23 protein-coding genes and 1 tRNA gene are annotated in these 23751 nt (G+C 69.4%); 19 read left to right on the forward strand and 5 right to left on the reverse strand.

The window, feature by feature from the left end; all coding sequences use genetic code 11:
* Positions 1–77: 77 nt before the first annotated feature.
* The 5 genes from RCH12_RS05720 (at position 78) to RCH12_RS05740 (ending at position 4092) form a co-directional block, all read left to right on the forward strand.
* The gene (locus RCH12_RS05720; RefSeq protein ID WP_133163693.1) at positions 78–650 is read left to right on the forward strand and encodes a septum formation initiator family protein; all 573 of its coding nucleotides are present in this window, start codon (positions 78–80) and stop codon (positions 648–650) included.
* The gene (locus RCH12_RS05725; protein ID WP_088456719.1) at positions 647–1183 is read left to right on the forward strand and encodes a DUF501 domain-containing protein; all 537 of its coding nucleotides are present in this window, start codon (positions 647–649) and stop codon (positions 1181–1183) included. Before RCH12_RS05720 ends, RCH12_RS05725 begins: the two co-directional genes overlap by 4 nt.
* Positions 1132–2457 (forward strand): S8 family peptidase, encoded by a 1326-nt coding sequence (locus RCH12_RS05730; protein WP_423739393.1) that lies wholly within the window; start codon positions 1132–1134, stop codon positions 2455–2457. The genes RCH12_RS05725 and RCH12_RS05730 overlap by 52 nt, the downstream gene beginning before the upstream one ends.
* A gap of 39 nt (positions 2458–2496) precedes the next feature.
* The gene (locus RCH12_RS05735; RefSeq protein WP_103429767.1) at positions 2497–3951 is read left to right on the forward strand and encodes an NAD(P)/FAD-dependent oxidoreductase; all 1455 of its coding nucleotides are present in this window, start codon (positions 2497–2499) and stop codon (positions 3949–3951) included.
* A 64-nt stretch (positions 3952–4015) separates the two neighbouring features.
* Positions 4016–4092, forward strand: a tRNA-Leu gene (locus tag RCH12_RS05740).
* A 24-nt stretch (positions 4093–4116) separates the two neighbouring features.
* Here RCH12_RS05740 and RCH12_RS05745 read toward each other — a convergent pair.
* Positions 4117–6213: an Ig-like domain-containing protein gene (locus RCH12_RS05745; protein ID WP_327016295.1), complete on the reverse strand. Its 2097-nt coding sequence runs from the start codon at positions 6211–6213 to the stop codon at positions 4117–4119.
* A gap of 302 nt (positions 6214–6515) precedes the next feature.
* Between RCH12_RS05745 and RCH12_RS05750 the strand changes: the two genes are divergently transcribed.
* The 6 genes from RCH12_RS05750 to RCH12_RS05775 all read left to right on the forward strand — a co-directional run bounded on the left by RCH12_RS05750 (position 6516) and on the right by RCH12_RS05775 (position 12805).
* Positions 6516–7136, forward strand: coding sequence for a TetR/AcrR family transcriptional regulator (locus RCH12_RS05750; protein WP_165788967.1), 621 nt, complete (start codon positions 6516–6518; stop codon positions 7134–7136).
* Positions 7133–8377, forward strand: a complete 1245-nt coding sequence (locus RCH12_RS05755) for an alanine racemase (RefSeq protein WP_103429762.1) — start codon at positions 7133–7135, stop codon at positions 8375–8377. Before RCH12_RS05750 ends, RCH12_RS05755 begins: the two co-directional genes overlap by 4 nt.
* A complete protein-coding gene (locus tag RCH12_RS05760; RefSeq protein ID WP_327016296.1) occupies positions 8374–9684 on the forward strand; it encodes a D-arabinono-1,4-lactone oxidase in 1311 nt (436 codons plus the stop codon). The genes RCH12_RS05755 and RCH12_RS05760 overlap by 4 nt, the downstream gene beginning before the upstream one ends.
* Positions 9681–11135: a glycoside hydrolase family 1 protein gene (locus RCH12_RS05765; protein WP_327016297.1), complete on the forward strand. Its 1455-nt coding sequence runs from the start codon at positions 9681–9683 to the stop codon at positions 11133–11135. Before RCH12_RS05760 ends, RCH12_RS05765 begins: the two co-directional genes overlap by 4 nt.
* A 182-nt stretch (positions 11136–11317) precedes the next feature.
* Positions 11318–11884 (forward strand): LemA family protein, encoded by a 567-nt coding sequence (locus RCH12_RS05770; RefSeq protein WP_103429759.1) that lies wholly within the window; start codon positions 11318–11320, stop codon positions 11882–11884.
* Positions 11885–11920: 36 nt separating this feature from the next.
* Positions 11921–12805, forward strand: coding sequence for a M48 family metalloprotease (locus RCH12_RS05775; RefSeq protein WP_327016298.1), 885 nt, complete (start codon positions 11921–11923; stop codon positions 12803–12805).
* Positions 12806–12809: 4 nt separating this feature from the next.
* Here the strand turns inward: RCH12_RS05775 and RCH12_RS05780 are convergent, their stop codons facing one another.
* Positions 12810–14012, reverse strand: a complete 1203-nt coding sequence (locus RCH12_RS05780) for a winged helix-turn-helix domain-containing protein (protein WP_327016299.1) — start codon at positions 14010–14012, stop codon at positions 12810–12812.
* A 141-nt stretch (positions 14013–14153) separates the two neighbouring features.
* Here RCH12_RS05780 and RCH12_RS05785 point away from each other — a divergent pair, with 141 nt between their 5' ends.
* Genes RCH12_RS05785 through ilvA form a run of 6 tightly spaced genes read left to right on the forward strand, consistent with a single transcriptional unit; the run spans position 14154 to position 20696 of the window.
* Positions 14154–15293 carry an ABC transporter substrate-binding protein gene (locus tag RCH12_RS05785; RefSeq protein ID WP_243398992.1) on the forward strand — a complete coding sequence of 380 codons (1140 nt, stop codon included), beginning with the start codon at positions 14154–14156 and terminating at the stop codon, positions 15291–15293.
* Positions 15294–15300: 7 nt separating this feature from the next.
* Entirely contained in the window at positions 15301–16143 is an 843-nt protein-coding gene (locus RCH12_RS05790; RefSeq protein ID WP_327016300.1) for an ABC transporter permease, read from the forward strand.
* Entirely contained in the window at positions 16140–17015 is an 876-nt protein-coding gene (locus RCH12_RS05795; RefSeq protein ID WP_327016301.1) for an ABC transporter permease, read from the forward strand. The genes RCH12_RS05790 and RCH12_RS05795 overlap by 4 nt, the downstream gene beginning before the upstream one ends.
* Positions 17012–18142 carry an ABC transporter ATP-binding protein gene (locus RCH12_RS05800; RefSeq protein WP_327016302.1) on the forward strand — a complete coding sequence of 377 codons (1131 nt, stop codon included), beginning with the start codon at positions 17012–17014 and terminating at the stop codon, positions 18140–18142. Before RCH12_RS05795 ends, RCH12_RS05800 begins: the two co-directional genes overlap by 4 nt.
* Positions 18139–19428, forward strand: coding sequence for an AI-2E family transporter (locus tag RCH12_RS05805; protein WP_243398991.1), 1290 nt, complete (start codon positions 18139–18141; stop codon positions 19426–19428). The genes RCH12_RS05800 and RCH12_RS05805 overlap by 4 nt, the downstream gene beginning before the upstream one ends.
* Positions 19425–20696 carry a threonine ammonia-lyase gene (ilvA, locus tag RCH12_RS05810; RefSeq protein ID WP_103429754.1) on the forward strand — a complete coding sequence of 424 codons (1272 nt, stop codon included), beginning with the start codon at positions 19425–19427 and terminating at the stop codon, positions 20694–20696. The genes RCH12_RS05805 and ilvA overlap by 4 nt, the downstream gene beginning before the upstream one ends.
* A 61-nt stretch (positions 20697–20757) precedes the next feature.
* Here ilvA and greA read toward each other — a convergent pair whose 3' ends face one another.
* Positions 20758–21246, reverse strand: coding sequence for a transcription elongation factor GreA (gene greA / locus RCH12_RS05815; protein ID WP_088456704.1), 489 nt, complete (start codon positions 21244–21246; stop codon positions 20758–20760).
* Between the two features lie 184 nt (positions 21247–21430).
* On the reverse strand, positions 21431–21826 hold the full coding sequence (locus tag RCH12_RS05820) for a DUF4307 domain-containing protein (protein ID WP_165788966.1): 396 nt from the start codon (positions 21824–21826) through the stop codon (positions 21431–21433).
* A 76-nt stretch (positions 21827–21902) separates the two neighbouring features.
* On the opposite strand from RCH12_RS05820, the gene mca reads away from it, so the two are divergent.
* Positions 21903–22766 (forward strand): mycothiol conjugate amidase Mca, encoded by an 864-nt coding sequence (gene mca, locus RCH12_RS05825; RefSeq protein WP_207795414.1) that lies wholly within the window; start codon positions 21903–21905, stop codon positions 22764–22766.
* 5 nt (positions 22767–22771) lie between these two features.
* On the forward strand, positions 22772–23026 hold the full coding sequence (locus tag RCH12_RS05830; protein ID WP_442784561.1) for a hypothetical protein: 255 nt from the start codon (positions 22772–22774) through the stop codon (positions 23024–23026).
* A 16-nt stretch (positions 23027–23042) separates the two neighbouring features.
* Here the strand turns inward: RCH12_RS05830 and trhA are convergent, their stop codons facing one another.
* The gene (gene trhA, locus RCH12_RS05835) at positions 23043–23744 is read right to left on the reverse strand and encodes a PAQR family membrane homeostasis protein TrhA (RefSeq protein WP_103429751.1); all 702 of its coding nucleotides are present in this window, start codon (positions 23742–23744) and stop codon (positions 23043–23045) included.
* Positions 23745–23751 lie beyond the last annotated feature (7 nt).

Raw genomic sequence — 23751 nt, forward strand, 5'->3', positions numbered from 1 at the left:
GGCATTTCTGTGTGCCCCGGCGAGCATCACCCACCGAGCACCCGACGGGAGTCACCGTGACCTTCACCGGTTCTGGCATGACCCCACCGCGCCTGCCCAAACCGCGCCGGGCGAAGCCGCACAGTACCGAGTCCCGCGGAACCGAGTCCCGCGGAACCGAGCCCCGCCGGACCGAGCCCCGCCGAACGGAGCAGCGGGCGGTCAAACTCGCCACCGACGAGACCGCGGTGCGCAGCTGGCTCCGCGGCCTGCGATTGAGCGGATTCTCCTTCGTGATGATGGGTCTTCTGGTGCTCGCTGTCGTCGTGCTGGCGCCCAGTGTGCGCACCTACGCCGAACAGCGCAAACAGATCGACCAGCTCAGCGACACCGTCGCAGCCCAACAGGACTCGGTCGACGACCTCAAGGCGGAGCGGGAACGGTGGAACGACCGCACCTTCGTGACCACCCAGGCGCGGGACCGGCTCTCCTACGTGCTGCCCGGTGACATCAGTTTTCTCGTGATCAACGACAGCGGAGCCAGCGTCGACGACGCCGCCGACACCGCACCCATCAGCACCGCCATCCAGGACACCGAAGTCGACTGGGTCGACTCCGTCTTCCGATCGGTGATGACATCCGCACTGGCCCCCCAGGAGGCAGCAGAATGACCCGACCGCCCTTCGACCCCGCCTCCGAGGCAGACATCGCCACGGTCTCCGCGCAGCTCGGCCGCCCCGCCCGAAACGTTATCGGCATCGCCGCCCGCTGCACCTGCGGCGCGCCCACCGTCGTGGCCACGGCGCCGCGGCTGGAGGACGGCACCCCGTTCCCCACCCTGTACTACCTATCGCACCCCGCCGCCACGGCCGCGCTGTCGTTCCTGGAAGCCACCCAGGTGATGAACGAGTACAACCAGATGCTCGCCGACGACGAGGACCTGCGCGCCCACTACCGGGCCGCCCACGAAAGCTTCCTGGCCGATCGCGAGATGATCGGCGTTGTCCCCGAACTCGCCGGCGTCTCCTCCGGCGGGATGCCGGTGCGGGTCAAGTGCCTGCACGCCCTGGCCGCGCACGCCCTGGCGGCCGGTCCCGGCGTCAACCCGATCGGCGACCTGGCCCTGCTGCGGGCCGCCTGGTCGCCCCAGGTGTGCGAGTGCCTGGACTACGCTCCGCCGGCGGTCCCGCCGGCCGACGCGTGACCGGCGCCGCGCGCCGCATCCTCACCGGCGTCGCGATCACCCTCGCGGCAGCCGTCGCGGTCGTGGGCGTCGTCGGCGACACCTCCGTCGCCCGCGCCGACCAGGTACGCGACCTCGAATACTGGCTGAACGACTACGGCTTCAGCCAAGCCTGGACCACCACCAAGGGAGCCGGCGTCACCGTCGCCGTCATCGACACCGGTGTCGACGGCAGCATCACCGAGCTCAGCGGCGCCGTCGTCGGCGGCACCGACGTCTCCGGCGTCGGCTCGTCGAACGGTCAGACCCCGGTCGGCGCCGAGAACGAACACGGCACCCTGGTGGCATCCCTCCTCGCCGGCCGTGGCACGCCAACCGGTGGCGGTCTGATCGGCGTGGCGCCAGAGGCATCCATCCTCGCCGTCTCGGTGGCGTTCGGCACCAGTGACGCCGTGCTCAGCAATGACGACCAGATTGCCGCGGGCATCCGGTGGGCCGTCGACAACGGCGCCGACGTGATCAATATGTCACTCACCCGCAACACCCTGGACTGGCCGACCAGTTGGGATGACGCGTTCATGTACGCGTTCGAAAACGACGTCGTGGTTGTCGCTGCGGCCGGTAACAGGGGCAGCGGAACGACCGAGGTCGGCGCCCCCGCCACCATTCCCGGCGTGCTCACCGTCGCCGGTGTCGACCAGTCCAAGGAGGCCAGCTTCGACGCCTCCTCGCAGGGCATCACCATCGCCGTTGCCGCGCCCAGCGAGAAGCTCGTCGGTGTCGCGCCCGGCGGCGGCTACATGGAGTGGAACGGCACCAGCGCGGCCGCGCCGATAGTCTCCGGGCTGGTGGCCCTGGTGCGCTCGGCCTACCCGAAGCTGGATGCCACCGAGGTGATGAACCGGATCATCGAGACCGCGAACCCGAACGGGCACACGGTGCCGAGCCCGATCTACGGCAACGGCCTGATCGACGCCGCCGCCGCGGTCTCCGCGTACGTGCCGAAGTCCACCTCCGCCACGCCCGCCGAGCTCCTGCAGGAGTGGATCACCCTGCACCGCCGTGCCGACGCCGCGCCGATGACGCCCACCACACCGGGAACTCCGGTGCCCGTTGTCCCGGATGCCGACCCGCCCCTGCCGGAGCAGAACAGTGCCGCCGGCTGGCTGCCCAGCCCCCTCACCCTCACCTATGTCAGCGTGCCGCTCGCCGTCCTGGTGGGTTTTGCTATCCTAGTAACGCTGTTCGGCATTGGGGCCACGCGGCATTTCAAGCGAATTCGTTCTCATCTCTAAACTTTCGCGTATCCAATCCCTGTAGGAGGCCTTCTAATCGTGCCCAAAATTCTCATCGTCGGTGGCGGCTACGCGGGTTTTTATACCGCCTGGAAGCTTGAGAAGTGGTTGCGTCCCGGCGAGGCCGAGGTCACCATGGTCGATCCGCTGCCGTACATGACCTACCAGCCGTTCCTCCCCGAGGTGGCCGCCGGATCCATCGATCCGCGTCACTCGGTCGTGGCCCACCGTCGCCACCTCAAGAAGACCAATGTGCTCACCGCCAAGGTCACCAACGTGAACCACGCGGAAAAGAAGGCCACCATCACGCCGCCGGTCGGCGAACCGTGGGTCTTCGACTACGACATCATCGTGGTCACCGCCGGCGCCGTGTCGCGCACCTTCCCGATCCCCGGGGTCGCGGACCAGGCCATCGGCCTGAAGACCATCGAGGAAGCCGTCGCGATCCGCGACACCGTCCTCACCAACTTCGACAAGGCAGCCCAGCTGCCCGCCGGCCCCGAGCGTGACCGCCTGCTGACCTTCGTGGTCATCGGTGGCGGCTTCGCCGGCATTGAGGTGTTCGCCGAGCTGCGCTCCTTCGCCAGCTCGCTGCTCACCAAGTACCCGCAGATCGCCTTCGAGGACACGCACTTCCACCTCATCGAGGCAATGGGTCGCATCATGCCGGAGGTGAGCGAAACCACCGCGCTGTGGGTCATCAAGAACCTCGCCGAGCGTGGTGCAGAGGTGCACCTGAACACCCAGCTCACCTCCGCCGTCGACGGCAAGATCGAGCTCTCCACCGGAGAGTCCTTCGAGACCGACCTGATCGTCTGGACCGCCGGCGTCATGGCGAACCCCGGCATCGTGCGCAACACCGACCTGCCGGTCGAAGAGCGCGGCCGACTGCGTGTGCGCGCCGACCTGCGTGTCGGCACCGAGGACGAGATCGTCGTCGACGCCTGGGCCGCCGGTGACATCACCGCGGTTCCCGACCTCTCCGGCGGCGGCGTCGGCGGCTTCTGCGTGCCGAACGCCCAGCACGCCGTGCGCCAGGGCAAGCTCATGGCCAAGAACATCGTCGCGGTCCTCCGCGGTGAGGGCCCCGCGGACTACAACCACAAGAACCTCGGAGCCGTCGCCGGCCTCGGTGTGGGCGTCGGAGCATTCCAGTCCGGCAAATTCGCCCTCAAGGGTTTCCCGGCCTGGATCGCCCACCGCGGCTACCACGGCCTGGCCATGCCGAGCTGGGAGCGCAAGATTCGCGTTGTCGGCGGTTGGGTCCTGAACGTCTTCCTGGGCCGCGACATCGTGTCGCTCGAGGCCGTGCAGACGCCTCGCGCCGTGTTCCAGGAGTTCGCGTCCCGTCCGAAGCCGCCGGCAGCCGCACCCGCGGTCGTCGCCCCGGCCGCGGTCAAGGCCCCGCGTGCACCGCGCAAGGCCCCGGTCAAGAAGCCCGTCGTCGAGGTCGCCGCTGCCGAGTCCGGCACGGAGACCATCGCAGCACCGTAGAGTCACCGGTGGATGCCGCACTCCGGTGCGGCATCCGCTCGTGATGCCCGGCTAGTCCGGGCGTGCCCCCGTAGCCCAACCGGCAGAGGCAGGCGACTTAAAATCGTCACAGTCTGGGTTCGAATCCCAGCGGGGGCACCAGGAATCACCCGGCGCGGCGGCGCCTCAGCGTCGGCCCGGCAGTACGAAGCGCTGCCACGCCCAGGCGGCCACGCTGACCACGGCGAAGCCCGTCGCCACCACCCAGAGCAGCATCGCGGTGCCGGTGCCCGTCCAACGCGGAAGCATGGGCGAGAGCAGCGTGAACAGGGTGAGGAAAGCCGGCACCGTCAGGGCGGCCCAGATCGGCGGCGACCAGGCCAGGATGCTGCGTCCACTCGTGTTCCCGATCGGAATGAGCACGAGCACGGCCGAGCCGATCGAGGCCAGCACGACGGTGTTCGCGACCTCAGCGGCCAGGGTGCTGAGGAAACCGTCGGCCGCCGGTAGGGTGCCGACGACCAGCAGCGAGGCCAGTCCCAGGGCGAACAGGCTGCCGGCCCGGATGGCGGCCAGCTGGCCGCGTTGGGCCAGGCCGGGCCCCGCGCCAACGACGACGCTGCCCAGCAGCCCGAAGAGCAGGGCGGGCTGGAGCTCGAACAGCCTGGAGGCGAGCGCGGTGACGGCGACGACCGCGAGGTACCGCGGCAGGATCGTCGTGGTCACCTCGATGTGCAGCGCCCTGGACCCCCACCACTGCGGCACCAGGGCGGCCACGGCGTTCACTACCACGAGGGCGAGAACCACGGCCAGCAGCAGCCGGAGATAGGCCGGCGTGGCGGACACCGGGCCCGACAACAGAACGAACACGGCGGCGGCGACGACGGTGCCGCCGTAGGCCACCCAGCGATTGACCTGCAGGGTCGGGGCCACCTCGAATTCCTCACCGGCGCGGTTGCGGCCGGCGAGCTGATGGCCGCGAAAGACCGGCCGGCCGTCTCGCGCCCGGGTGATGGTGCCGGCCAGCAGCCGGGCCGGAATCACGAGCAGCAGCAGGGCTCCCAGCGTGAGCATCGCCGCCTGCAGCCAAGGGAACTGCGCCACGGTCCAGGGCGGGATCACCGCGGTGCTGAACTGGGTGGGGTCGTTCCAACCGCCCCCCGGCACGGTCAGCTCGGGCGGTGCGGCGGCGTCGCCGTCCTCGGGGGCGGCGGGAAGCGGGCTGGGCGAACCGCTGCCCGGTGTGGCCGTGGGGGTCGCCAGCGCGGTCGCCGTCGGGGCAGGCACGACGGGAGGGGCGGCGGTCGGTGTCGGTGCCGGTGCGGGCGCAACGGTCGCGGCACCGAAGGTCACCCGGATCGCCGAGCTGCCGGGGCTCACATTGCCGGCGGCATCCTGCTGCACGGCGCGCAGGTCGTACGAGCCGTTTGCGATGCCGGACCCCGTGCACGACCAGGTGCCACCGGACACGACGGCGCTGCAGACCGAGTAGGCGCCGGCGAAGACCGTGACGGTGGCGCCGTTCTCGCCCCGCCCGGAGAACGGCCCGGCGGCGGAGGTCAGCGTGGCGTCGGCGGCGGGGCTCGTCACGACGGGCGCGGCCGGGGCGTCGACGTCGAAGGTCAGGCTGACCGGTTCGCTTGCCGGCGACGTCTCCGGGGCGCTGAACGAGGTCTGCTGTGAGGCGGTGATCTGCTGCGCTCCGCTCGGCACCGCGCCCTCCAGCAGGCAGGCCCACACCCCGGAGGTGTCGACGGTGAACGAGCAGCTCGGTCCCGCGGCGAGAGTGGCGGTGACGACTGCGCCGGGATAGCCGGTACCGCGCACCATCCCGCTCGAGGAGGAATGGCCGGTCGAGCCGCCCGTGACCGTCGGGGCCTGCAGCACCCGCACGGCGTGGACCGCCGCGAGGCCGGAGTCCCCGGTCACCTCCGCCCGCAGGTCGACGGCGGGTCCGCTGGGCAGGACCACTCCGGGGCACTGCCAGGTGGACGACCCGTCGGCGGCGACGGTGCACAGCGGAGCACCGCCGGTGGGGGAGAGCAGCTGAATGTCGTGTGTGGGGTCACGGCTGCCGGAGACGGTGACGCTCCCGGCCACGAAGGCGTTGGCGCCGGGGCTGTCGATGGTGGGCGCGGCCGGGGCGGGCGGAGCCGGTGACTCGGACGGCGACTCTGCCGGCGAGTCTGGCTCGGACGGCGCGAACGAGGCGTCGGGAGTCGTGGTTTCGGCGGGTGCCGGTTCGGTCGCGGGGGCAGGCGCCGCCTCGGTTGTGACGGCCATGGCCGGGGGGACCGCTCCGGCGAGCGGGCCGATCAACACGGTGCCGACGAGAGCAGCGAGCAGGATCCCGAACGAGGCCAGCCGCGTGCCCGTGGGTCGCCGAAGACCCCGACCGGTTCGTGTGTTCGACCCGTGCGCGCTGAAACGGCGTGACCTCTGCAATGGACTCCCTCAGACCATTCCATGGGCCATGGCCAGGAATGTCAATGTGGCGCGCCCGACCCGGGAGATCCTGCGCCATAATGTGCACTGGGTCAACTGCCCCACTATTCGACGTTAACGACGCAGGACGAGGTGACCAGGTGACACGCATCCCCGCCGCGGACCGGCGCAGCGCCCTGGTACGTGCCGCGTTGCGGGTCGTCGCCGACCGGGGCGTGGCCCAGGCCACCACTCGGGCCATCGTCGCCGAGGCGGGGATGTCCCTGGCGAGCTTCCACTACGCCTTTCAGAGCCGCGACGAGCTGATGGTCGAACTCATCAGGCACGTCGTGGCTGAGGAAGCCACCGCCGTGCTGCCTGAGCCGTCCGGCACGGAATCACCGGGCCAGGACGGCAGCCAGTCGCTGCGGCAGATCCTGCGCGACGGACTACAACGCTACGCCGATCACATGAGCCGCGACCCCCTGAGAGAGAAGGCCATGCTCGAACTCACCCAGTACGCCCTCAGATCCCCGGAGCTGCACCACCTCGCCATGGCCCAGTACGAGCGCTACCACGCCCTCGCGGCCGAGGCGCTGGACACCGCGGCCCGGCGGAGCGGCTCGGTCTGGCTGCATCCGGTCGGCGAGGTGGCCCGTCTGCTCGTCTCCCTCACCGACGGCCTCACCATCGCCTGGCTGGTGGATCGGAACGACACCGCCACCGCCACCCTGCTCGATTTCGCCGCGGACGCCGTCGCCGCGCTGGGCCGGCCCGCATGAGCCTCGACCTCTCGCCGCTGCCGATCGGTCCGGCTGCCACGCCCTGGCTCAACCCGCAGCAGTACTGGCCGGACCTGACCGAGGCCACCCGGGGCCTGGACACCCCCGTGGGGGCGCTGCACCTCGGAGCCCTGCGGCACAACACCCACGACATGCTCGACCGCGCCCAGGGCACCCCGATCCGGGTGGCCAGCAAATCGCTGCGGGTACGCGGCGTGCTCGACGCCGTGCTGGCCCTGCCCGGCTACCGCGGCATTCTCGCCTTCACCCTGGCCGAGGCCCTCTGGCTCGCCCAGACCCACGACGACATCGTGGTCGGCTACCCCAGCGTCGACAGGGCGGCGCTTCATACGCTGGCCCGTTCGGCCGATCTGGCGGCCCGGGTGACCCTGATGGTGGACTCGATCGACCACCTCGACGTCGTCGACGCCGTGCTCGCGCCGTCGCAGCGTGAACGCATCCGGGTCTGCCTCGAACTGGACGCGTCCTGGAACGCGCCGGTGCTCGGCCACTTGGGGGTGTGGCGCTCGCCCGTGCACACGCCGGAGGACGCCAGGGCCCTGGCCCTGGCCATTGTCTCCAGGCCCGGCTTCGAGCTGGTCGGGCTGATGGCGTATGAGGCGCAGATCGCCGGTCTCGGCGACAGGCCCCCTGGCCACCCCGTTCAGGGCGGGCTGAACCGGTGGGTGCGCAACCGGTCGATCGTCGACATCACGGCCCGGCGCGCCGCGGCGGTCGCCGCGGTGCGGCAGGTCGCCGACCTGGAATTCGTGAACGGCGGCGGCACCGGCTCGCTGGAGAGCACCCACGCCGACACCTCGGTGACCGACATCGCGGCCGGGAGCGGTTTTTTCGGCGGTCACCTGTTCGACAGCTACTCGGGCTTCCGGCCGGCACCTGCCGCCGCCTTCGCCCTGTCGGTAGTGCGGAAGCCCACCGCGCAGACGGCGGCCTTGCTCGGCGGCGGCTGGATCGCCTCGGGTCCGCCGGGGGCGGATCGCTCGCCGCGTCTGGTCTGGCCGGAGGGTCTGAGCCTGGTGCCGCGCGAGATGGCGGGGGAGGTGCAGTCACCGGTCACCGGGTCCGCCGCCGCCACCCTGCGGGTCGGCGAGCGGGTCTGGCTGCGGCACACCAAGTCCGGCGAACTCAGCGAGCACCTCAACGAATTCGCGCTGGTCGAGGACGGTATCGTGGTCGACATGCTGCCGACCTACCGAGGCGAAGGCAAGGCCTTCCTGTGACGGCCAGCGGCGCCCGCTGGCAGAACTGGGCGCGCAGCGAGTCCGTTGTCCCGGTCAGGGTGGAGCGGCCGGCCAGCGCGGCCGCCACGCAACGCGCCGTGCTCGTCGCTGTGAAATCGGGTGTCAGGATCAAGGCCGTCGGTTCCGGACACAGTTTCTCGGGCATCGCCGTTTCGCCCGGCGTGCAACTCGACCTGGCCTGGGGCGGGCTGATCGACGTCGACGAGGCCACGGCCAGGGTGACCATAGCCGCCGGCACCCGCCTGCACCAGCTGCCCGCGCTGCTGGCCCCCTACGGGCTCGCCCTGGAGAATATGGGCGACATCGACAGGCAGACCATCGCCGGAGCCACCTCGACCGGCACGCACGGCACCGGCGGCGCCTTTGCCGGCCTCGCCGCCCAGATCGTCGCCGTGACGCTGATCACCGGCGACGGTTCGGTGCTGCGCGTCACCGAGACCGAGAATCCCGAGCTGCTACCCGCGGTGCGACTGGGACTCGGCGCCCTGGGCATCCTCGTGGACCTCACCATCCAGTGCGTGCCGGCGTATCTGTTGCACGCCGTCGACGCACCGGAGCCGTTCGAGGCCGTTCTGGACGGCTACCTCGAGCGCACCACCTCGGCCGACCACTTCGAGTTCTACTGGTTCCCGCACACCGAGACCGCACTCACCAAGACCAACACCCGGCTGCCACCGCGTACCGGCCGGGACCCGCTGGGCCGGCTGAACCGCTGGGTCGACGACGAACTGCTCGGCAACGCGGTGTTCCGCGCCACCTGCGCGGCGGGAGTGGTCCTGCCGCCGCTGGTGCCCAGGGTCAACCGCCTCGTCGAACGGCTCACCGGCCGCCGCGACGTCACCGACCACTCGCACCGGGTCTACGTCACCAACCGCACCGTGCGATTCCACGAGATGGAGTATGCGCTGCCGCTCCAGGCGGTGCCGGACGCACTCCGCGAGGTGCGGGCCCTGATCCAGAAGCGCGGCTGGCGCATCTCCTTCCCCCTCGAGGTCCGCTCGAGCGCGGCCGACGATGTCTGGCTCTCCACCGGCTACGGCCGCGACACCGGCTATATCGCCGTGCACAGGTACTTCCGCGAGAACCCGCAGAAGTACTTCGCCGACGTCGAGGCGATTATGCGCGCGCACGACGGTCGCCCACACTGGGGGAAGATGCACAACCTGGACGCGGACACGCTTCGCCAGGTCTACCCGCGCTTCGACGACTTCCTCGCCGTGCGGGACCGGCTCGACCCGGAGCGTCGATTCGCCAACCGTTACCTGGAAAGAGTTCTTGGGCCATGAACAGCAACACCCCGGCGTCCCGCGCCTGGCAGCACCGGGCCGCCGAACTGGGCGATCGGCTCCCCACCGGTTTCCAGATCGGCACGGCCACCTCGGCCTTCCAGATCGAGGGTGGCGCGCGTGACGGCGGCCGCGGCGAATCCCATTGGGATGCCTTCACCCGCGAGCCCGGCCGCATCCTGGACGGCCAGAACGCGTCGGTCGCCGCCGACCACATCGGCAAGCTGACCGAGGATGTCACCCTGCTTCGGGAGTTGGGCGCAGACAGCTATCGGTTCTCCTTCGCCTGGCCGCGCCTGCAACCCGACGGTCGTGGGACGCTGAACCGGTCGGGTCTGGCGTTCTACGACAGGCTGCTCGATCAGCTGCTCGGCAACGGCATCAGCCCGATGGCAGCCCTGTCGCACTGGGACACCCCCGCTGCGCTCCGTGGCGGCTGGCTGAACCGTGACACCGCGATGAGATTCGGCGATTACGCCCACGAGATGGGTGCGGTCTTCGGCGACCGCATCGACCGGTGGGTCACCATCGCCGACCCGGCGACGGTGATGTTCAACGGCTACCTGATCGGCGTGCACGCCCCGGGCCAGGCGCTCTTGTTCGACGCGTTACCGGCCGGACACCACCAGCTGCTCGGTCACGGCCTCGCCGTGCAGGGGCTGCGCGCCGCCGACGTGCGCGGCGGGATCGGCCTCGTCAATGGGCACTCGCCGGTGCAGAGCGCCACCGACCGGGAGGCCGACCGCGACGCCGCGGCCCTCTACGACCTGCTGCACAACCGGCTCTTCGCCGATCCGGTGCTGCTCGGCCGCTACCCGGACCCCGTCGGCGTGTTCGAGAACGAGCTGCGCTACCTGCACGAGATCGAACCCGACGACCTGCGCACGATCCACCAGCCGCTGGACTTCTACGGCGTTGACTACTTCCAGCCCAGCCGGGTGGCGGCCGGAGCGGCCAAACCGGTGCGCGCCCCCGAGGACCGTCCCGCCGACGAACGCCCGGTCAGCAGCCGGTTGCCGTTCCACCTGACCGAGTTCCGCGAACATCCGGTCACCGGGTTCGGCTGGCCCAACGCCCCCGAGTACCTGCCGGTGCTGCTGGCCGAACTGCGGGACCGCTACGCCGAGGCCCTGCCTCCGGTCTATCTCACCGCGGGCGGCGCGAGCTATCCCGACGCAGCGGATGTCCGTGGCGCGGTGACAGACCTGGCCCGCATCGACTACCTGGCCGAGCACCTCGTGGCGGCCGTGGACGCCGTCGCGCCCGGCGGACCGGCCGAGGGTGTCGACCTTCGCGGCTACCTGGTCTGGTCGCTGCTGGACGGCTTCGAATGGGCGGCCGGCTACACCCAACGCTTCGGCCTGGTCCACGTGGACTTCACCGACCCCGCCCGCAAGCGCACCCCCAAACTCTCCTACCGCTGGCTCCAGGAAGTCCTCAGCGCTCGATAGGTTCGCGAGGTGCGAGATAAGCCCCGAAAACCGGCCCGGATGGGTGCTTTTCTCACAGTTCGCGGACCGGGGCGGGACGATTCCTTGGAGTGTGATGGGAAGCACATGGGAGCCCCAGCGGGCTTCGTTATGATGGGGCTCGAACACGTATCGCCCAGGTCAAATCGCAAGGAGACGCTGCCATGGAATGGCTCATCCCGGTCCTCATCGTCGTCGCACTCGTTGCGATCGCGGGTATCTACCTGTGGGCGACCTACAACTCGCTCATCACCCTCAAGGTGCGGGTGGATGAAGCGTGGAGCGACATCACTGTGCAGCTCAAGCGCCGTGCCGACCTCATCCCGAATCTGATCGAAACCGTCAAGGGCTACGCGGCTCACGAGAAGTCGGTTTTCGAGAACGTGACCAAGGCGCGCGCCGAGACGCTCTCCGCGCAGGGCCCGGTGGACGCCGCCGCGGCCGAGAACCACATGCAGACGGCCCTGAAGAGCATCTTCGCCGTCGCCGAGGCGTACCCGCAGCTGCAGGCCAGCCAGAACTACCTGCAGCTGCAGGGCGAGCTGGTCGACACCGAAGACAAGATCCAGGCCTCACGCCGGTTCTACAACGGTGGCGTGCGCGAGCTGAACACCAAGATCCAGGTCTTCCCGAACCACCTGTTCGCGAAGAACCTCGGCTTCAGCCAGCGCGAGTTCTTCGAGGTCAGCGACTCCGCGGCCATCGCCGAACCGCCCCGCGTGCAGTTCTAACCGCCACACCTGTAACCGCAGCCCCGAAGAGGACCCATGTACAGCGCGATCGCGCGTAACAAGCGCAACACCGTCTTCATCATTGTGCTGTTCGTGGTGATCATCTCCGGTCTCGGCTGGCTCGCCGGTCTTGCCTACGGTGTACAGGGTCCCGGCGTGCTCATCCTCACCCTGGTGATCGCCGGCGGTTACGCGCTGATCCAGTACTTCGCGGCCGGTCGGCAGTCGATCGCCATGAGCGGGGGCATCCGGGTGAACAGCGTCACCGATCACCCCCGACTCTGGCGCATCGTGGAAAACCTGTCGATCACAACGGGCACGCCGATGCCCGAGGTGTACATCATCAACGACCCGGCGCCCAACGCCTTCGCCACCGGCCGAGACCCCAAACACGCCATCGTGGCCGCCACCACCGGTCTGCTTGACATCATGGACGACGCCGAACTGGAGGGCGTCATGGCCCACGAGATCGGGCACGTGCGCAACTACGACATCCGCGTCTCGATGATCGTGTTCGGCCTGGTCGTCGCCGTCGGTTTCATCTCCGACATCTTCCTGCGGATGGCGTTCTTCGGCCGCGGCAACAACAACAACGGCAACCCGATCGTGCTGGTGTTCGGCCTGGTCGCCCTGATCGTGGCCCCGCTGATCGCCTCGGTTGTGCAGCTGGCCGTGTCGCGGCAGCGCGAGTACCTGGCGGATGCCACCGGCGCGCTGACCACCCGTCAACCGGATGCCCTGGCCAGCGCCCTGGCCAAGCTGGGCGAGTACGGCCGCCCGATGCGCAAGCAGAACACCTCGATGGCGCACCTGTGGATCGCCGACCCGCTCAAGCCCGGTGTGATGGACAAGCTCTTCGCCACGCACCCGCCGCTGACCGAGCGCATCGAGCGGCTGCACGCGATGGGCAGCACCTTCTAAGGCGCTAGATCTCCGCGGCGAGAGCGGCCGCGAGGTTGCCGCGGGGGACCACCTCGATGTCGGACAGACCCTGCCAGGCCGCGGTGCTCCGCAGCACCTCGGCCAGGCGTGCGGCGGTGTCGCCGGGCGCAGTGGGCTCGGCCCAGCTGGCCTGCACCCGCAGCACTCCGGCCTGCCTGTCGTTCTTGAGGTCGACGCGGCCCACGATGGTGTCGCCGAGCAGCACCGGCAGCACGTAGTAGCCGAACTGCCGTTTCTCCTGGGGGGTGTAGATCTCGATGCGGTAGTGGAAGTCGAACAGTCGTAGCGCCCGCGCCCGTTCCCAGACCACGGGGTCGAACGGGCTGAGCACCGCCGCGGCGTCCAGCCGGCGGGGCAGCCGGGCGTCCCGGTGCAACCAGGCGGCGCCGGCGGCCCCGCCCCGGCCCCAACCGGGGACCTCGACCGGAATCAGCTCACCCTCATCCTCGAGTTCGGCGATCGCGGCGCGGGAGGGCTCGGTGCGCAACCGGAAGTAGTCGGCCAGGTCTTTCACAGTGCCGATGCCGTGGGCCCTGGCCGCTTGCGAGATGAGCGCACGGTGCGCGTCGGCGGCAGGCACCTCCCGGTCGAGCAGCGCGGTCGGGAAGACCTGCTCGGGCAACGCGTAGACCCTCTCGAACCGTTGGCGGCCGCCGCTGACCACGTCGCCCCAGCGGAACAGTGTCTCCAGGCCGATCTTCACATCCGACCAGCCCCACCAGGGGCCGCTGCGCTTGTTGGCGTCGTGTTCGATCGCGCTGGCGCGCATGGGGCCGTTGGCGGCCAGCTCGGCCCGCAGCCAGGCAAGCATGGGGGCGTTCTCCTGCGACCAGTGGGTGTCGTCGGCGGCCGCTTTGTCCCTGTATGCCTGCATCCGCCAGCGGAACAGCGGCCAGTCATCGACCGGGATCAGCGATGCCTCGTGCACCCAGTACTCGGTGAGTCGCGGCTTGGCGCCGGTGCTCAACCTGTCGAGCTGGGCCTTGTCGTAGGGGCCGAGACGGCTGAACGCCGGCATGTAGTGGCTGCGTTCGAAGACGTTCACCGAGTCGATCTGCAGCAACCCGAGCCGCTCCACGAGGGCGCCGAGCTGGCGGATGCCTGGAGTGGGCGCGGCCGGGCGGCCGAAGCCCTGCGCGGCGAGGGCGACACGGCGGGCGAGGGCGGGCGAGATCGTCTGGAGCACGCCTCGACCCTACCGGCGGCCGGCGACATGCGACGTTCACGCCGCGTTCAACCCTGCGGTGTGCCGGCGCAACCCGCCGCTTCTAGTCTCGCAGCGACCGGTAGAGCCGGTCATCACCCTGCTCTCTCATACGGAGGACCCTTGCTTACCACCCGCACCCTGGCCGCTTCCCTCGCCGCGACAGCCATCGTCGCCCTCACCCTCACGGGCTGCGCGAGCGGCACCGCCGAGGCGACCGGCACCGACGGTTCCGTCGACGCGGCCACCGCCACCAGCATCTCCGCCTTCGGCGACCTGGCCGGCCTCGAGGCCGCCGCCATCGAGGAGGGCGCCCTGAACGTCATCGCCCTTCCGCGGGACTGGGCCAACTATGGCGCTGTTCTGGACCTCTTCGCCGAGAAGTACCCCGAGATCACCATCACCGAGGCCGCCCCTGACGGCTCCAGCGCCGAGGAAATCCAGGCAGCCGAGAACCTGGCCGGCCAGGACACCGCCCCCGACGTCTTCGACCTGGGCCTGGCCGTTGCCCTGGCCAACACCGACCAGTTCGCCCCGTACCAGGTGGCCACCTGGTCCGATATCCCCGACGCGCTGAAGGAAGAGAGCGGCCTGTACGTGGGTGACTACGGCGGATACATGGCGGTGGGCTACGACCCCGACGCCGTTCCCGCACCCGAGTCGTTGGCCGACCTGCTCGGCGCCGACTACAAGGGCAAGGTCGCCATCAACGGCGACCCGACCCAGGCAGGGGCGGCTTTCGCCGCCGTCGGCATGGCCGCCGTGCAGAACGACGGCTCGGTCGACGACTTCCAGGCCGGTATCGACTTCTTCAGTGACCTCAACGCCGCCGGCAACTTCGTGAAGATCGACCCGACCCCCGCCACCATCGCCTCGGGAGAGACCCCCGTCGTCTTCGACTGGGACTACCTCAACGTCGGCTACGGCGCCCAGCTGGAGGGTGAGCGCAACTGGGAGGTCGTGGTCTTCCCCGGCACCGGCTACGCCGGCTACTACAACCAGGCGATCAACGTGGATGCGCCGCACCCGGCCGCCGCGCGCCTCTGGCAGGAATTCCTCTACAGCGACGAGGCGCAGAACCTCTGGCTTGAAGGAGGCGCCCGCCCGGCGCGCGCCGACGCCATGGCCGAGGCCGGCACGATCGACGCCGACCTGTTCGACGCCCTGCCCGCCGTGCCGGACACCACAGTGGTCCCGACCGCCGCGCAGAGCGAAGCCGCGGCAACGCTGCTCGGCGAGAAGTGGGCCGCGGCTGTCCAGTAGGTTCCGTGTGCCGGCAGCAGCCTTCGGGCTGCTGCCGTTCGCGGTTTATGTGCTGCTCTTCCTGGCCCTGCCGACCCTGATCGCCGTCGGCACCGGCTTCATCGGCAACGACGGCGGCTTCACCCTCGACACCGTCGCCGCGCTCGGCGACCCCGTGGTCCTGGCCGCCTTCGGCAGCTCGATCTGGTTGTCGGCGCTGACCGCGATCATCGGCGCCGTCGTGGGCGCCCTGGTCTGCTACGCCCTGCTCGGCGCCCGCCCGGACGGGGCGTTGCGCTCCACCGTCGATTCCCTCAGTAGCGTCATCGCCCAGTTCGGCGGCGCCATGCTCGCCTTCGCGTTCACCGCGACCATCGGCATCCAGGGCATGGTCACCCTGCTGCTGCAGGAGCGCCTGGGCATCGACATCTTCGCCGACGGGGTCTGGCTCTATGAACTGCCCGGCCTGGTGCTGCCGTACATCTACTTTCAAGTGCCCCTGATGATCATCACCTTCATGCCGGCGCTCGCGTCGCTCAAGTCGACCTGGGCGGAAGCCAACGCCACCCTCGGCGGCAGCCCGCGCACCTACTGGCTGCGCATCGGCCTGCCGGTGCTGGCGCCGTCGTTCCTGGGCGGCCTGCTGCTCCTGTTCGCCAACGCGTTCTCCTCGTACGCCACCGCCGCCACCCTCACCAGCCAGGGCGCGCAGATCGTGCCGCTGCAGATCCGGTCGGCGCTGACCAGCGAGACCATGCTCGGCCGGGAGAACCTGGCCGGTGCGCTGGCGCTGGGGATGATCCTGGTGATGACCGTCGTGATGATCGGCTACTCCAAGCTGGCGTCCCGCGCCGCGAGGTGGCAGCGATGACCGCGGGTCTCCGGTCGGTGCGCGGCGTCGCGCACGCGCCCGGCCGGCTCACCCGGATGCTGATCCTCGGCGGGGTCGGCCTGGTCTTCGCGGTGCCGATCCTCGCGATGATCGAGTTCACCCTGCGACGCGGCCTGGTCGGCGGCTACGACTTCCAGCGCTGGATCGAGCTGTTCCAGAACGGGCTGACCGGCGAGTACGCCCCGGTTCTTGTCGCCCTCGGCAACTCGGTGGGTCTGGCCGTCGGCACCGTCGTGATCGTGCTGGTGCTGCTGGTGCCGACGATGCTGCTCGTGCACATCCGGTTCCCCCGGTTGCGCCGCACGCTGGAGATCGTGTGCATCCTGCCCATCTCCATCCCCGCGATCGTCCTCGTGGTGGGCCTGGCCCCGGTATTCAGCGTGCTGGCCCGGTTCGCGGGCAGCGGCGTCTGGACGCTGGCATTCGCGTACGGCATCACCGTGCTGCCGTTCGCGTACCGGGCGATCCAGGCCAACCTGGACGGAGTGGACGTGCGCACGCTCAGCGAGGCGGCGCGCACCCTCGGCGCCGGCTGGGCCAGTGTGCTGGTGCGGGTGCTCGTGCCGAACCTCCGCCGCGGGATCCTGGCCGGCGCGTTCATCGCCGTGGCCGTGGTGCTGGGCGAGTTCACCATCGCGTCGCTACTGAGCCGGGTCAACCTGCAGACCGCGCTCGTGGTGGTGAGCAAGAACGACCCGTACAGCGCCGTGATCCTCTCGCTGCTTGCACTGTTCGCGGCGTTCCTGCTGTTGCTGGCCATCGGCCGGCTCGGCACCGAACGTCGCCGGCCGGCCCGCACCCCGACCACCCCCACCCCGACCACCCCGACCTCCGGCGGAGACCAGTCATGAGTCACATCCAAACGCCCCCAGTTCAGCAGAAGACCATCGTCGAGTTCGCCGGCGTGGCCAAGCGCTACGGCGGCCACCTGGCGCTGACCGAGTTCGACCTCACCCTGCAGCCCGGCGAACTCGTGGCACTGCTCGGCCCCAGCGGCAGCGGCAAGACCACGGCGCTGCGGGTGCTGGCTGGCTTGGAGAGCTGCGACGACGGACGCATCCTGATCAACGGCGACGACGTCTCCGGGCTGCCGACCAGCCGCCGCGACATGGGCATGGTGTTCCAGTCCTACTCGCTGTTCCCACACCTGAGCGCCGGCGAGAACGTCGAATTCGGGCTGCGGATGCGCCGGGTGCCGGCCGCCGAGCGCCGCGAACGGGCCGTGGCGGCCCTGGCCCTGGTCGGCCTGGACGCCCACTACGGCCGGTTCGCGCACGAACTCTCCGGCGGCCAGCAGCAGCGGGTGGCCCTGGCCAGGGCGCTGGTCACCCGGCCCAGGGTGCTGCTGCTCGACGAACCGCTCTCGGCGCTGGACGCCAAGGTGCGGGTGCAGCTGCGCGATGAGATCCGGCGCATCCAGACCGAGCTGGGCATCACCACCCTCTTTGTGACGCACGACCAGGACGAGGCCCTCGCCGTCGCCGACAGGGTCGCGGTGATGCGGGACGGCCGGATCGAGCAGGTGGGCACGCCGGAGGAGCTCTATACCCGGCCGGCGACGCCGTTCATCGCGGATTTCGTGGGGCTGAGCAACCGGCTGCCCGGAGCGGTGCGGCACGGCTTCGCCGAGGTGCACGGGGTGGTCCTGCCGCTGCTGGACCCGTCCCACGCGGATGGGCCGGTGCGGGTCTTCGTGCGTCCAGAGGACCTGACGCTGATCACGGCCGGGACGCCAGGGGACGCTGCGTCAGGTATGAGCCTGGCCGGCACCGTGCTGGTCTCCAGCTTCCTCGGCTCGTTGCGCCGCACCAGCGTGCAGCTCGAGCAGGGCGGCACCGTCGTGGTGCAACACGACGTCCGCGACCGCCATCAGGTGGGCGAGAGCGTGCTGGTGCGCTTTGCCGGCGCACCCGTCCCGGTGGAAGCCGTGCAGGACCTCGCCGCCGCGCTCCCACGCCGTCCTAGACTGGTTCGGTGAGCACACCCACGGGAAGTCCCGGCTGGTTCGGCCGCCGGCGTAAACACCGAACGACCCCCTCGACCGCGCCGATCACGGCGGTCCTGACGCCGGTGCAGCCGGAGACCAACGGCGTGGACGAGAACATCCCGGCGGGCATCCGCCTGGCCGGCGCGTGGGCGTGGCGTCTTCTCGTGATCGCCGCCGTGATCGCCGTGCTGCTGTACCTGATCGTGCAGCTGCGTTTCATCGTGATCCCGCTGCTCGTGGCGGTGCTGGTGTCCGCCCTGCTCGTTCCGCTGGTCGGCTTCCTCACCCGGCATCACTGGCCCAAGGGGCTCGCCGTCGCGGCGGCTCTGGTCGGCACCCTCGCGGTGATCGCCGGTCTCGTGACGCTGGCCGTCACGCAGATCGCCGCCGGCTCGGTGGGGCTGAGCGCCCGGTTCGCGGCGTCGTACGCGAACCTCAAGGAGGTCCTGGCGGCGTCGCCGTTGCAGCTGAGCAACGCCGAGATCAACGGCTATCTCAGCCAGGCAGTCGACGCCCTCCAGGCCGACAGCCAGATCTTCATCAGCGGCGCCCTGTCGCTGGGGTCGTCGCTGGGGCACCTGGCCACCGGTGCGCTCCTCACCCTGTTCAGCCTGCTGTTCATCCTCATCGACGGTAAGGGCATCTGGAATTGGATCGTCAGGATCTTTCCCCGCCGGGCCCGACCCGCCGTCGCCGGGGCCGGCGCGGCCGGCTGGACGACCCTGGGCAACTTCGCCAGGGTGCAGATCCTGGTCGCCACGATCGACGCGATCGGCATCGGCGCCGGAGCCGCGATCCTGGGCGTGCCGATGGCCATCCCGATCGGCGTGCTGGTGTTCCTGGGCTCGTTCGTCCCGATCGTCGGCGCCGTGGCCACGGGCGCCGTGGCCGTGCTGATAGCGCTGATCTTCAACGACTGGTTCGTGGCCCTGCTGATGCTCGGGGTGGTGCTGCTCGTGCAGCAGATCGAAGGCCATGTGCTGCAGCCGCTGATCATGGGCACCGCCGTCAAGGTGCATCCGCTCGGCGTGGTGCTGGTCGTGGCGGCCGGTGCTCTGCTGGCCGGCATCCCGGGCGCCCTGTTCGCGGTTCCCGTCGCTGCCGTGCTGAACGTTATGATCAGCTACATCCATAGCGGTGCCTGGCGCGGGGGAGTGCCGCCGGCCGGCGCTGCACCCGGCTCCATTCTGTGGCAGACGATTCCGCAGCGGCCGGGCTTCCGGCCGCAGCGCACCGTCGCCCTCACCGAGAGCAGAGTAAGAGAGACCCGTCCATGACAGACACCCCCGCAGTTCTCGCCGGCGCAGCCCGTGCCGACACGACCTTGGCCGGCCCCACCCTCGAAGACTTCGAGACCGCCCGCACCGTGGTGTCGCGGGTGGCCGATGTCACGCCGATGGAAAGCTCCCGCTACCTCTCGGCGATCCTCGGTGCACCGGTCTTCCTCAAGTGCGAGAACCTGCAGCGCACCGGATCCTACAAGATCCGCGGCGCGTACCACCGGCTGTCCAAGCTCACCGACGAGGAGAAGGCCCGCGGCGTCGTCGCCGCCTCGGCCGGCAACCACGCCCAGGGGGTGGCCTTCGCCGCCAGGGAACTCGGCATCGAGGCGACCATCTTCATGCCCGTCGGCGTGGCGCTGCCCAAGCTGCAGGCCACCCGCGACTACGGGGCCCAGGTGATCCTGCGCGGGCACACGGTCACGGAGCCGCTCCTGGCCGCCGCCGAGTACGCCCGCGAGACCGGCGCGGTCCTGATTCCCCCGTTCGACCACCCGGATGTCGTGGCCGGCGCCGGCACCCTCGGCCTCGAGGTCCTCGACCAGATGCCCGACCTCGAGACCGTGATCGTGCCGATCGGCGGTGGCGGGCTGACCTCAGGCATGGCCAGTGTGCTCAAGCAGTACTCGGCACGGCACAACCGTCGGATCCGGGTCATCGGGGTGCAGTCGGAGAACGCGGCGGCGTACCCGCCGTCCATCGCCGCGGGGGAGGCCCTCGCCATCGACATCACCCCGACCATGGCCGACGGCATCGCCGTGGCCAAGCCGGGACTGCTGAACTTCGCCATCATCCGCGACGCCGTCGACGAGATCGTCACCGTCAGCGAGGACGACATGGCCAGGGCGATCCTGGTGCTCCTCGAGCGGGCCAAGCTCGTCGTCGAGCCGGCCGGCGCCGTCTCGGTCGCCGCCATCCTGGCCGGCAAGATCACGAACACCGGCCGCACCGTTGCGGTGCTCTCGGGCGGCAACATCGACCCGTTGCTCATGCAGCGCGTGATCAGCCACGGCCTGGCGGCATCCGGCCGGTACCTCAAGCTGCGGATCATGCTGCCCGACCGTCCGGGCCAGCTCGCCCGGATCTCCGAGCTGCTCGCCGAGGCGCATGCCAACGTCATCGAGGTCCTGCACACCCGCCACGGCGCCGGCCTGCAGATCAGCGAGGTGGAGCTGGACATCAGCGTCGAGACCCGCGGCCCCGAACACCGCCAGCACGTCGTCGACACCCTGCGCGCCGCCGGGTACGATCCCCGCACCGACTAGACCGGACACAGAAAAACGGCCGGCTGCGTGAGCAGCCGGCCGTTCGTGTCACCAGGGGCAGTTAGCCGGTGAAGGTCTCCACGAGGTGGATCTCCACGGCGATCTGCTTGCCGTTGGGGGTCTCGTAGCTCGTCTTCGCGCCGACCTTGAGCCCGATGATGGCTTCGCCCAGGGGGCTCTTCTCGCTGTACACGTCCAGGTCGCTGTCGCCGGCGATCTCCCGGCTGCCGATGAGGAACCGGCTCTCGTCACCGGCGATGGTGGCGGTGATGACGGTTCCGGGCTCGACGACGCCCTTGCTCTCGGGGGCGTGGCCCACCTCTGCGGTGCGCAGCAGCAGGGTGAGGGTGCGGATGCGCGCCTCCATCTTGCCCTGCTCCTCCTTGGCCGCGTGGTAGCCGGCGTTCTCCTTGAGGTCGCCCTCCGAGCGCGCGGACTCGATCTTGTTGGCGATGTCCACCCGAGCAACAGTGCTGAGAGTGTCCAGCTCCGCAGCGAGGCGGTCATAGGCCTCCTGGGTCAGCCAGGTGACCGAGGTTTCGGTAGTCATGGTTCTCTCCTTCTCGTGCTGATCGGTGGTGCGCCGGCAGATAGTGCGCCGATGGTGCCGCAGGAAGCGGCCGTTCGTCGCTGGGCAGGTCACGGCCTGACACGTCACGTCCTAGAACATCGCGGCCTAGTACGTCACGACATACAGCGGACGCCCCGACTTCTGTCAGGGCGAATACATCAGTCTAGGTCAACCAGCAGCGGTAAATCAATCCTGTGTTGCTCAACTCGGTCGTCTTCACGATCTCGGTGAACGAGCGGGTGTAGTCGGCGGACGGCGCCAGATCGATGACCTTCCAGCCCACCACGGTGAACGACTCGTTGAGCGCCTGCACAGCGCAGCTGGCGGCGTTCTGCGGGGGCAGCGATACCTCGAAGGTCACGCTGATGCTGTCCTCGTCGATGATCTGGTGCCTGGTGTCCCTGGCTTCGATTTCCGGGCCCGCACCGTCCAGGCCCGCCCAGACGACCCATCCGGTGAGGATCAGGGCGAAGAGGCCGGCAACGACCCAGAGCACCCGGCGGTCGCGGCGGGTGCTGCCGGGGGTTCGCCCATAGCGTTCGTCGAGGTTGTTGCTCACGGCCACTCAGACTCCACACTCACGGTTCAACGATTAGGCTTGTACCTTAGGTTAGCTGGCATTTCTGAGGAGTTTCATGACCCTGCGGCTCTTGGCAGTGCACGCCCATCCCGACGACGAGTCGAGCAAGGGCGCCGCGACATACGCGTACTACCGAAGCCTCGGCGCCGAGGTTCTCATCGTGAGCTGCACGGGCGGTGAACGCGGCAGCATCCTCAACGAGGACCTGGCCGACGTGGCCATGGCCGAGCGCGACCTCGCCGGCCTCCGCCGCCGGGAGATGGCGGCGGCCCAGCAGGCGATGGGCATCCAACACCTGTGGCTGGGCTACCAGGATTCCGGCATGGCCGACGACGGCGGGGTGCCCAAGAACTCCTTCGCCGACGTGCCGCTGGAGTACTCGGCCGAACCCCTGGTGCGCATCATCCGCGATTTCCGTCCCCAGGTGCTCATCACCTACGACGAGAACGGCGGCTACCCGCACCCCGATCACATTCGCTGCCACCAGGTCTCTGTCGAGGCGTTCCGCGCCGCGGCCGACGCCGACCGGTATCCGGATGCCGGCGCGCCGTGGCAGATCGACAAGCTGTACTACGACCGCATCTTCAACCTCGAGCGCATGGACGCCATGTACCTCGAGCTCAGCATTACCGAACCGGACTCCGACCTACTCGAACCGCTGGCCAGCGCCAGGGAACGGATGAGCGAGTACCCGAACCTCGCCACGACGCACGTGCCGATCGGGGACTTCCTGGAGGTGCGCGACGATGCGTTGCGGTCGCACGCCAGCCAGGTGTCGCCGACGAGCAGTTTCTTTTTCTGGCCCAACGACATGGTGCGCAAGGCCTGGCCCTACGAGGACTTCCAACTCGTCGAATCGAAAGTTGACACGAACATGCCCGAATCCGATCTTTTCAGTGGTGTGAGGGACGACGCGTGAGCGGGATGTTCTCTCCCGTGGTCAGCTTCATCCTGTCCAACACCCCGGCGCCCGAGTTCAACCCCGACACCGTCACACCGGGCCCGTGGGGCTTCTTCGCGATCTTCTTCGTCGCGGCCGTGACCCTGCTGCTGGGCATGGACCTGGCCCGCCGCATCCGCCGCACGACGTACCGTGCGGAGATGCAGGACCGGCTGCAGGCCGAGGTCGCCGGACGCGACGCGCTGGCCGCCCAGAAGAAGGACACGCCAGAAGCCTGAGGTCGGGGGTACCCGCTTACGGGTACAGCGGATGCGTGGCGATGATCAGGATCGCGAACCAGTGGCAGAGGAACGCCACCACGGTGAGCGAGTGGAAGATCTCGTGGAAGCCGAACACCCCGGGAATCGGGTTGGGCTTCTTGAGACCGTAGACGACGGCGCCGACCGAGTAGCAGAGCCCGCCGACCATGATCAGGCTCATCATCAGGGCATCGGCCTGGAAGAAGTCGACGATGAACATCAGCGCGCCCCAGCCCAGTGCGAGGTAGAGCGGCACGTACAGCCAGCGCGGGGCGTTGATCCAGAACACCCTGAACGCGATGCCGAGGATCGCGCCGCCCCAGACCAGGGTCAGCAGCAGCACTGCCTTGTCCGGCGGCAGGGCCAGCACCGTGATGGGCGTGTACGATCCGGCGATCAGCAGGAAGATGTTGGCGTGGTCGATGCGCTTGAGCACCATGCGGGTGCGCGGCTGCCAATTGAAGCGGTGGTACAGCGCCGAATTGCCGAACAGGAGCATCGAACTGGCCACGAAAACCGCCGAACTCCATTTAGCAGCCGGGCCGTCCGCCGCGAGCAGCAGGATGATGCCGGCGACGATGGTGACCGGGAACGTGCCGGCGTGGATCCAGCCCCGCCAGGTGGGCTTTTCGGGAACCGGATGCTCGATCTCGTCTTCGAGGAGGGGGAGATTCGGGATGTCATCCGTAGCGGCCATGCTGTCA

It is taken from the genome of Cryobacterium sp. MP_3.1, assembly GCF_035984795.1.
Lineage (GTDB): Bacteria > Actinomycetota > Actinomycetes > Actinomycetales > Microbacteriaceae > Cryobacterium > Cryobacterium zongtaii.

Excerpts from the sequence above, each read along its gene's own strand:
- RCH12_RS05800 (WP_327016302.1), top strand. The coding sequence starts at position 17,012 with ATGAGTCACATCCAAACGCCCCCAGTTCAGCAGAAGACCATCGTCGAG.
- RCH12_RS05755 (WP_103429762.1), top strand. The coding sequence starts at position 7,133 with ATGAGCCTCGACCTCTCGCCGCTGCCGATCGGTCCGGCTGCCACGCCC.
- RCH12_RS05745 (WP_327016295.1), bottom strand. The coding sequence starts at position 6,213 with ATGGCCGTCACAACCGAGGCGGCGCCTGCCCCCGCGACCGAACCGGCA.
- greA (WP_088456704.1), bottom strand. The coding sequence starts at position 21,246 with ATGACTACCGAAACCTCGGTCACCTGGCTGACCCAGGAGGCCTATGAC.
- RCH12_RS05775 (WP_327016298.1), top strand. The coding sequence starts at position 11,921 with ATGTACAGCGCGATCGCGCGTAACAAGCGCAACACCGTCTTCATCATT.
- ilvA (WP_103429754.1), top strand. The coding sequence starts at position 19,425 with ATGACAGACACCCCCGCAGTTCTCGCCGGCGCAGCCCGTGCCGACACG.
- mca (WP_207795414.1), top strand. The coding sequence starts at position 21,903 with ATGACCCTGCGGCTCTTGGCAGTGCACGCCCATCCCGACGACGAGTCG.
- RCH12_RS05770 (WP_103429759.1), top strand. The coding sequence starts at position 11,318 with ATGGAATGGCTCATCCCGGTCCTCATCGTCGTCGCACTCGTTGCGATC.
- RCH12_RS05795 (WP_327016301.1), top strand. The coding sequence starts at position 16,140 with ATGACCGCGGGTCTCCGGTCGGTGCGCGGCGTCGCGCACGCGCCCGGC.
- trhA (WP_103429751.1), bottom strand. The coding sequence starts at position 23,744 with ATGGCCGCTACGGATGACATCCCGAATCTCCCCCTCCTCGAAGACGAG.
- RCH12_RS05830 (WP_442784561.1), top strand. The coding sequence starts at position 22,772 with ATGTTCTCTCCCGTGGTCAGCTTCATCCTGTCCAACACCCCGGCGCCC.
- RCH12_RS05720 (WP_133163693.1), top strand. The coding sequence starts at position 78 with ATGACCCCACCGCGCCTGCCCAAACCGCGCCGGGCGAAGCCGCACAGT.
- RCH12_RS05765 (WP_327016297.1), top strand. The coding sequence starts at position 9,681 with ATGAACAGCAACACCCCGGCGTCCCGCGCCTGGCAGCACCGGGCCGCC.
- RCH12_RS05725 (WP_088456719.1), top strand. The coding sequence starts at position 647 with ATGACCCGACCGCCCTTCGACCCCGCCTCCGAGGCAGACATCGCCACG.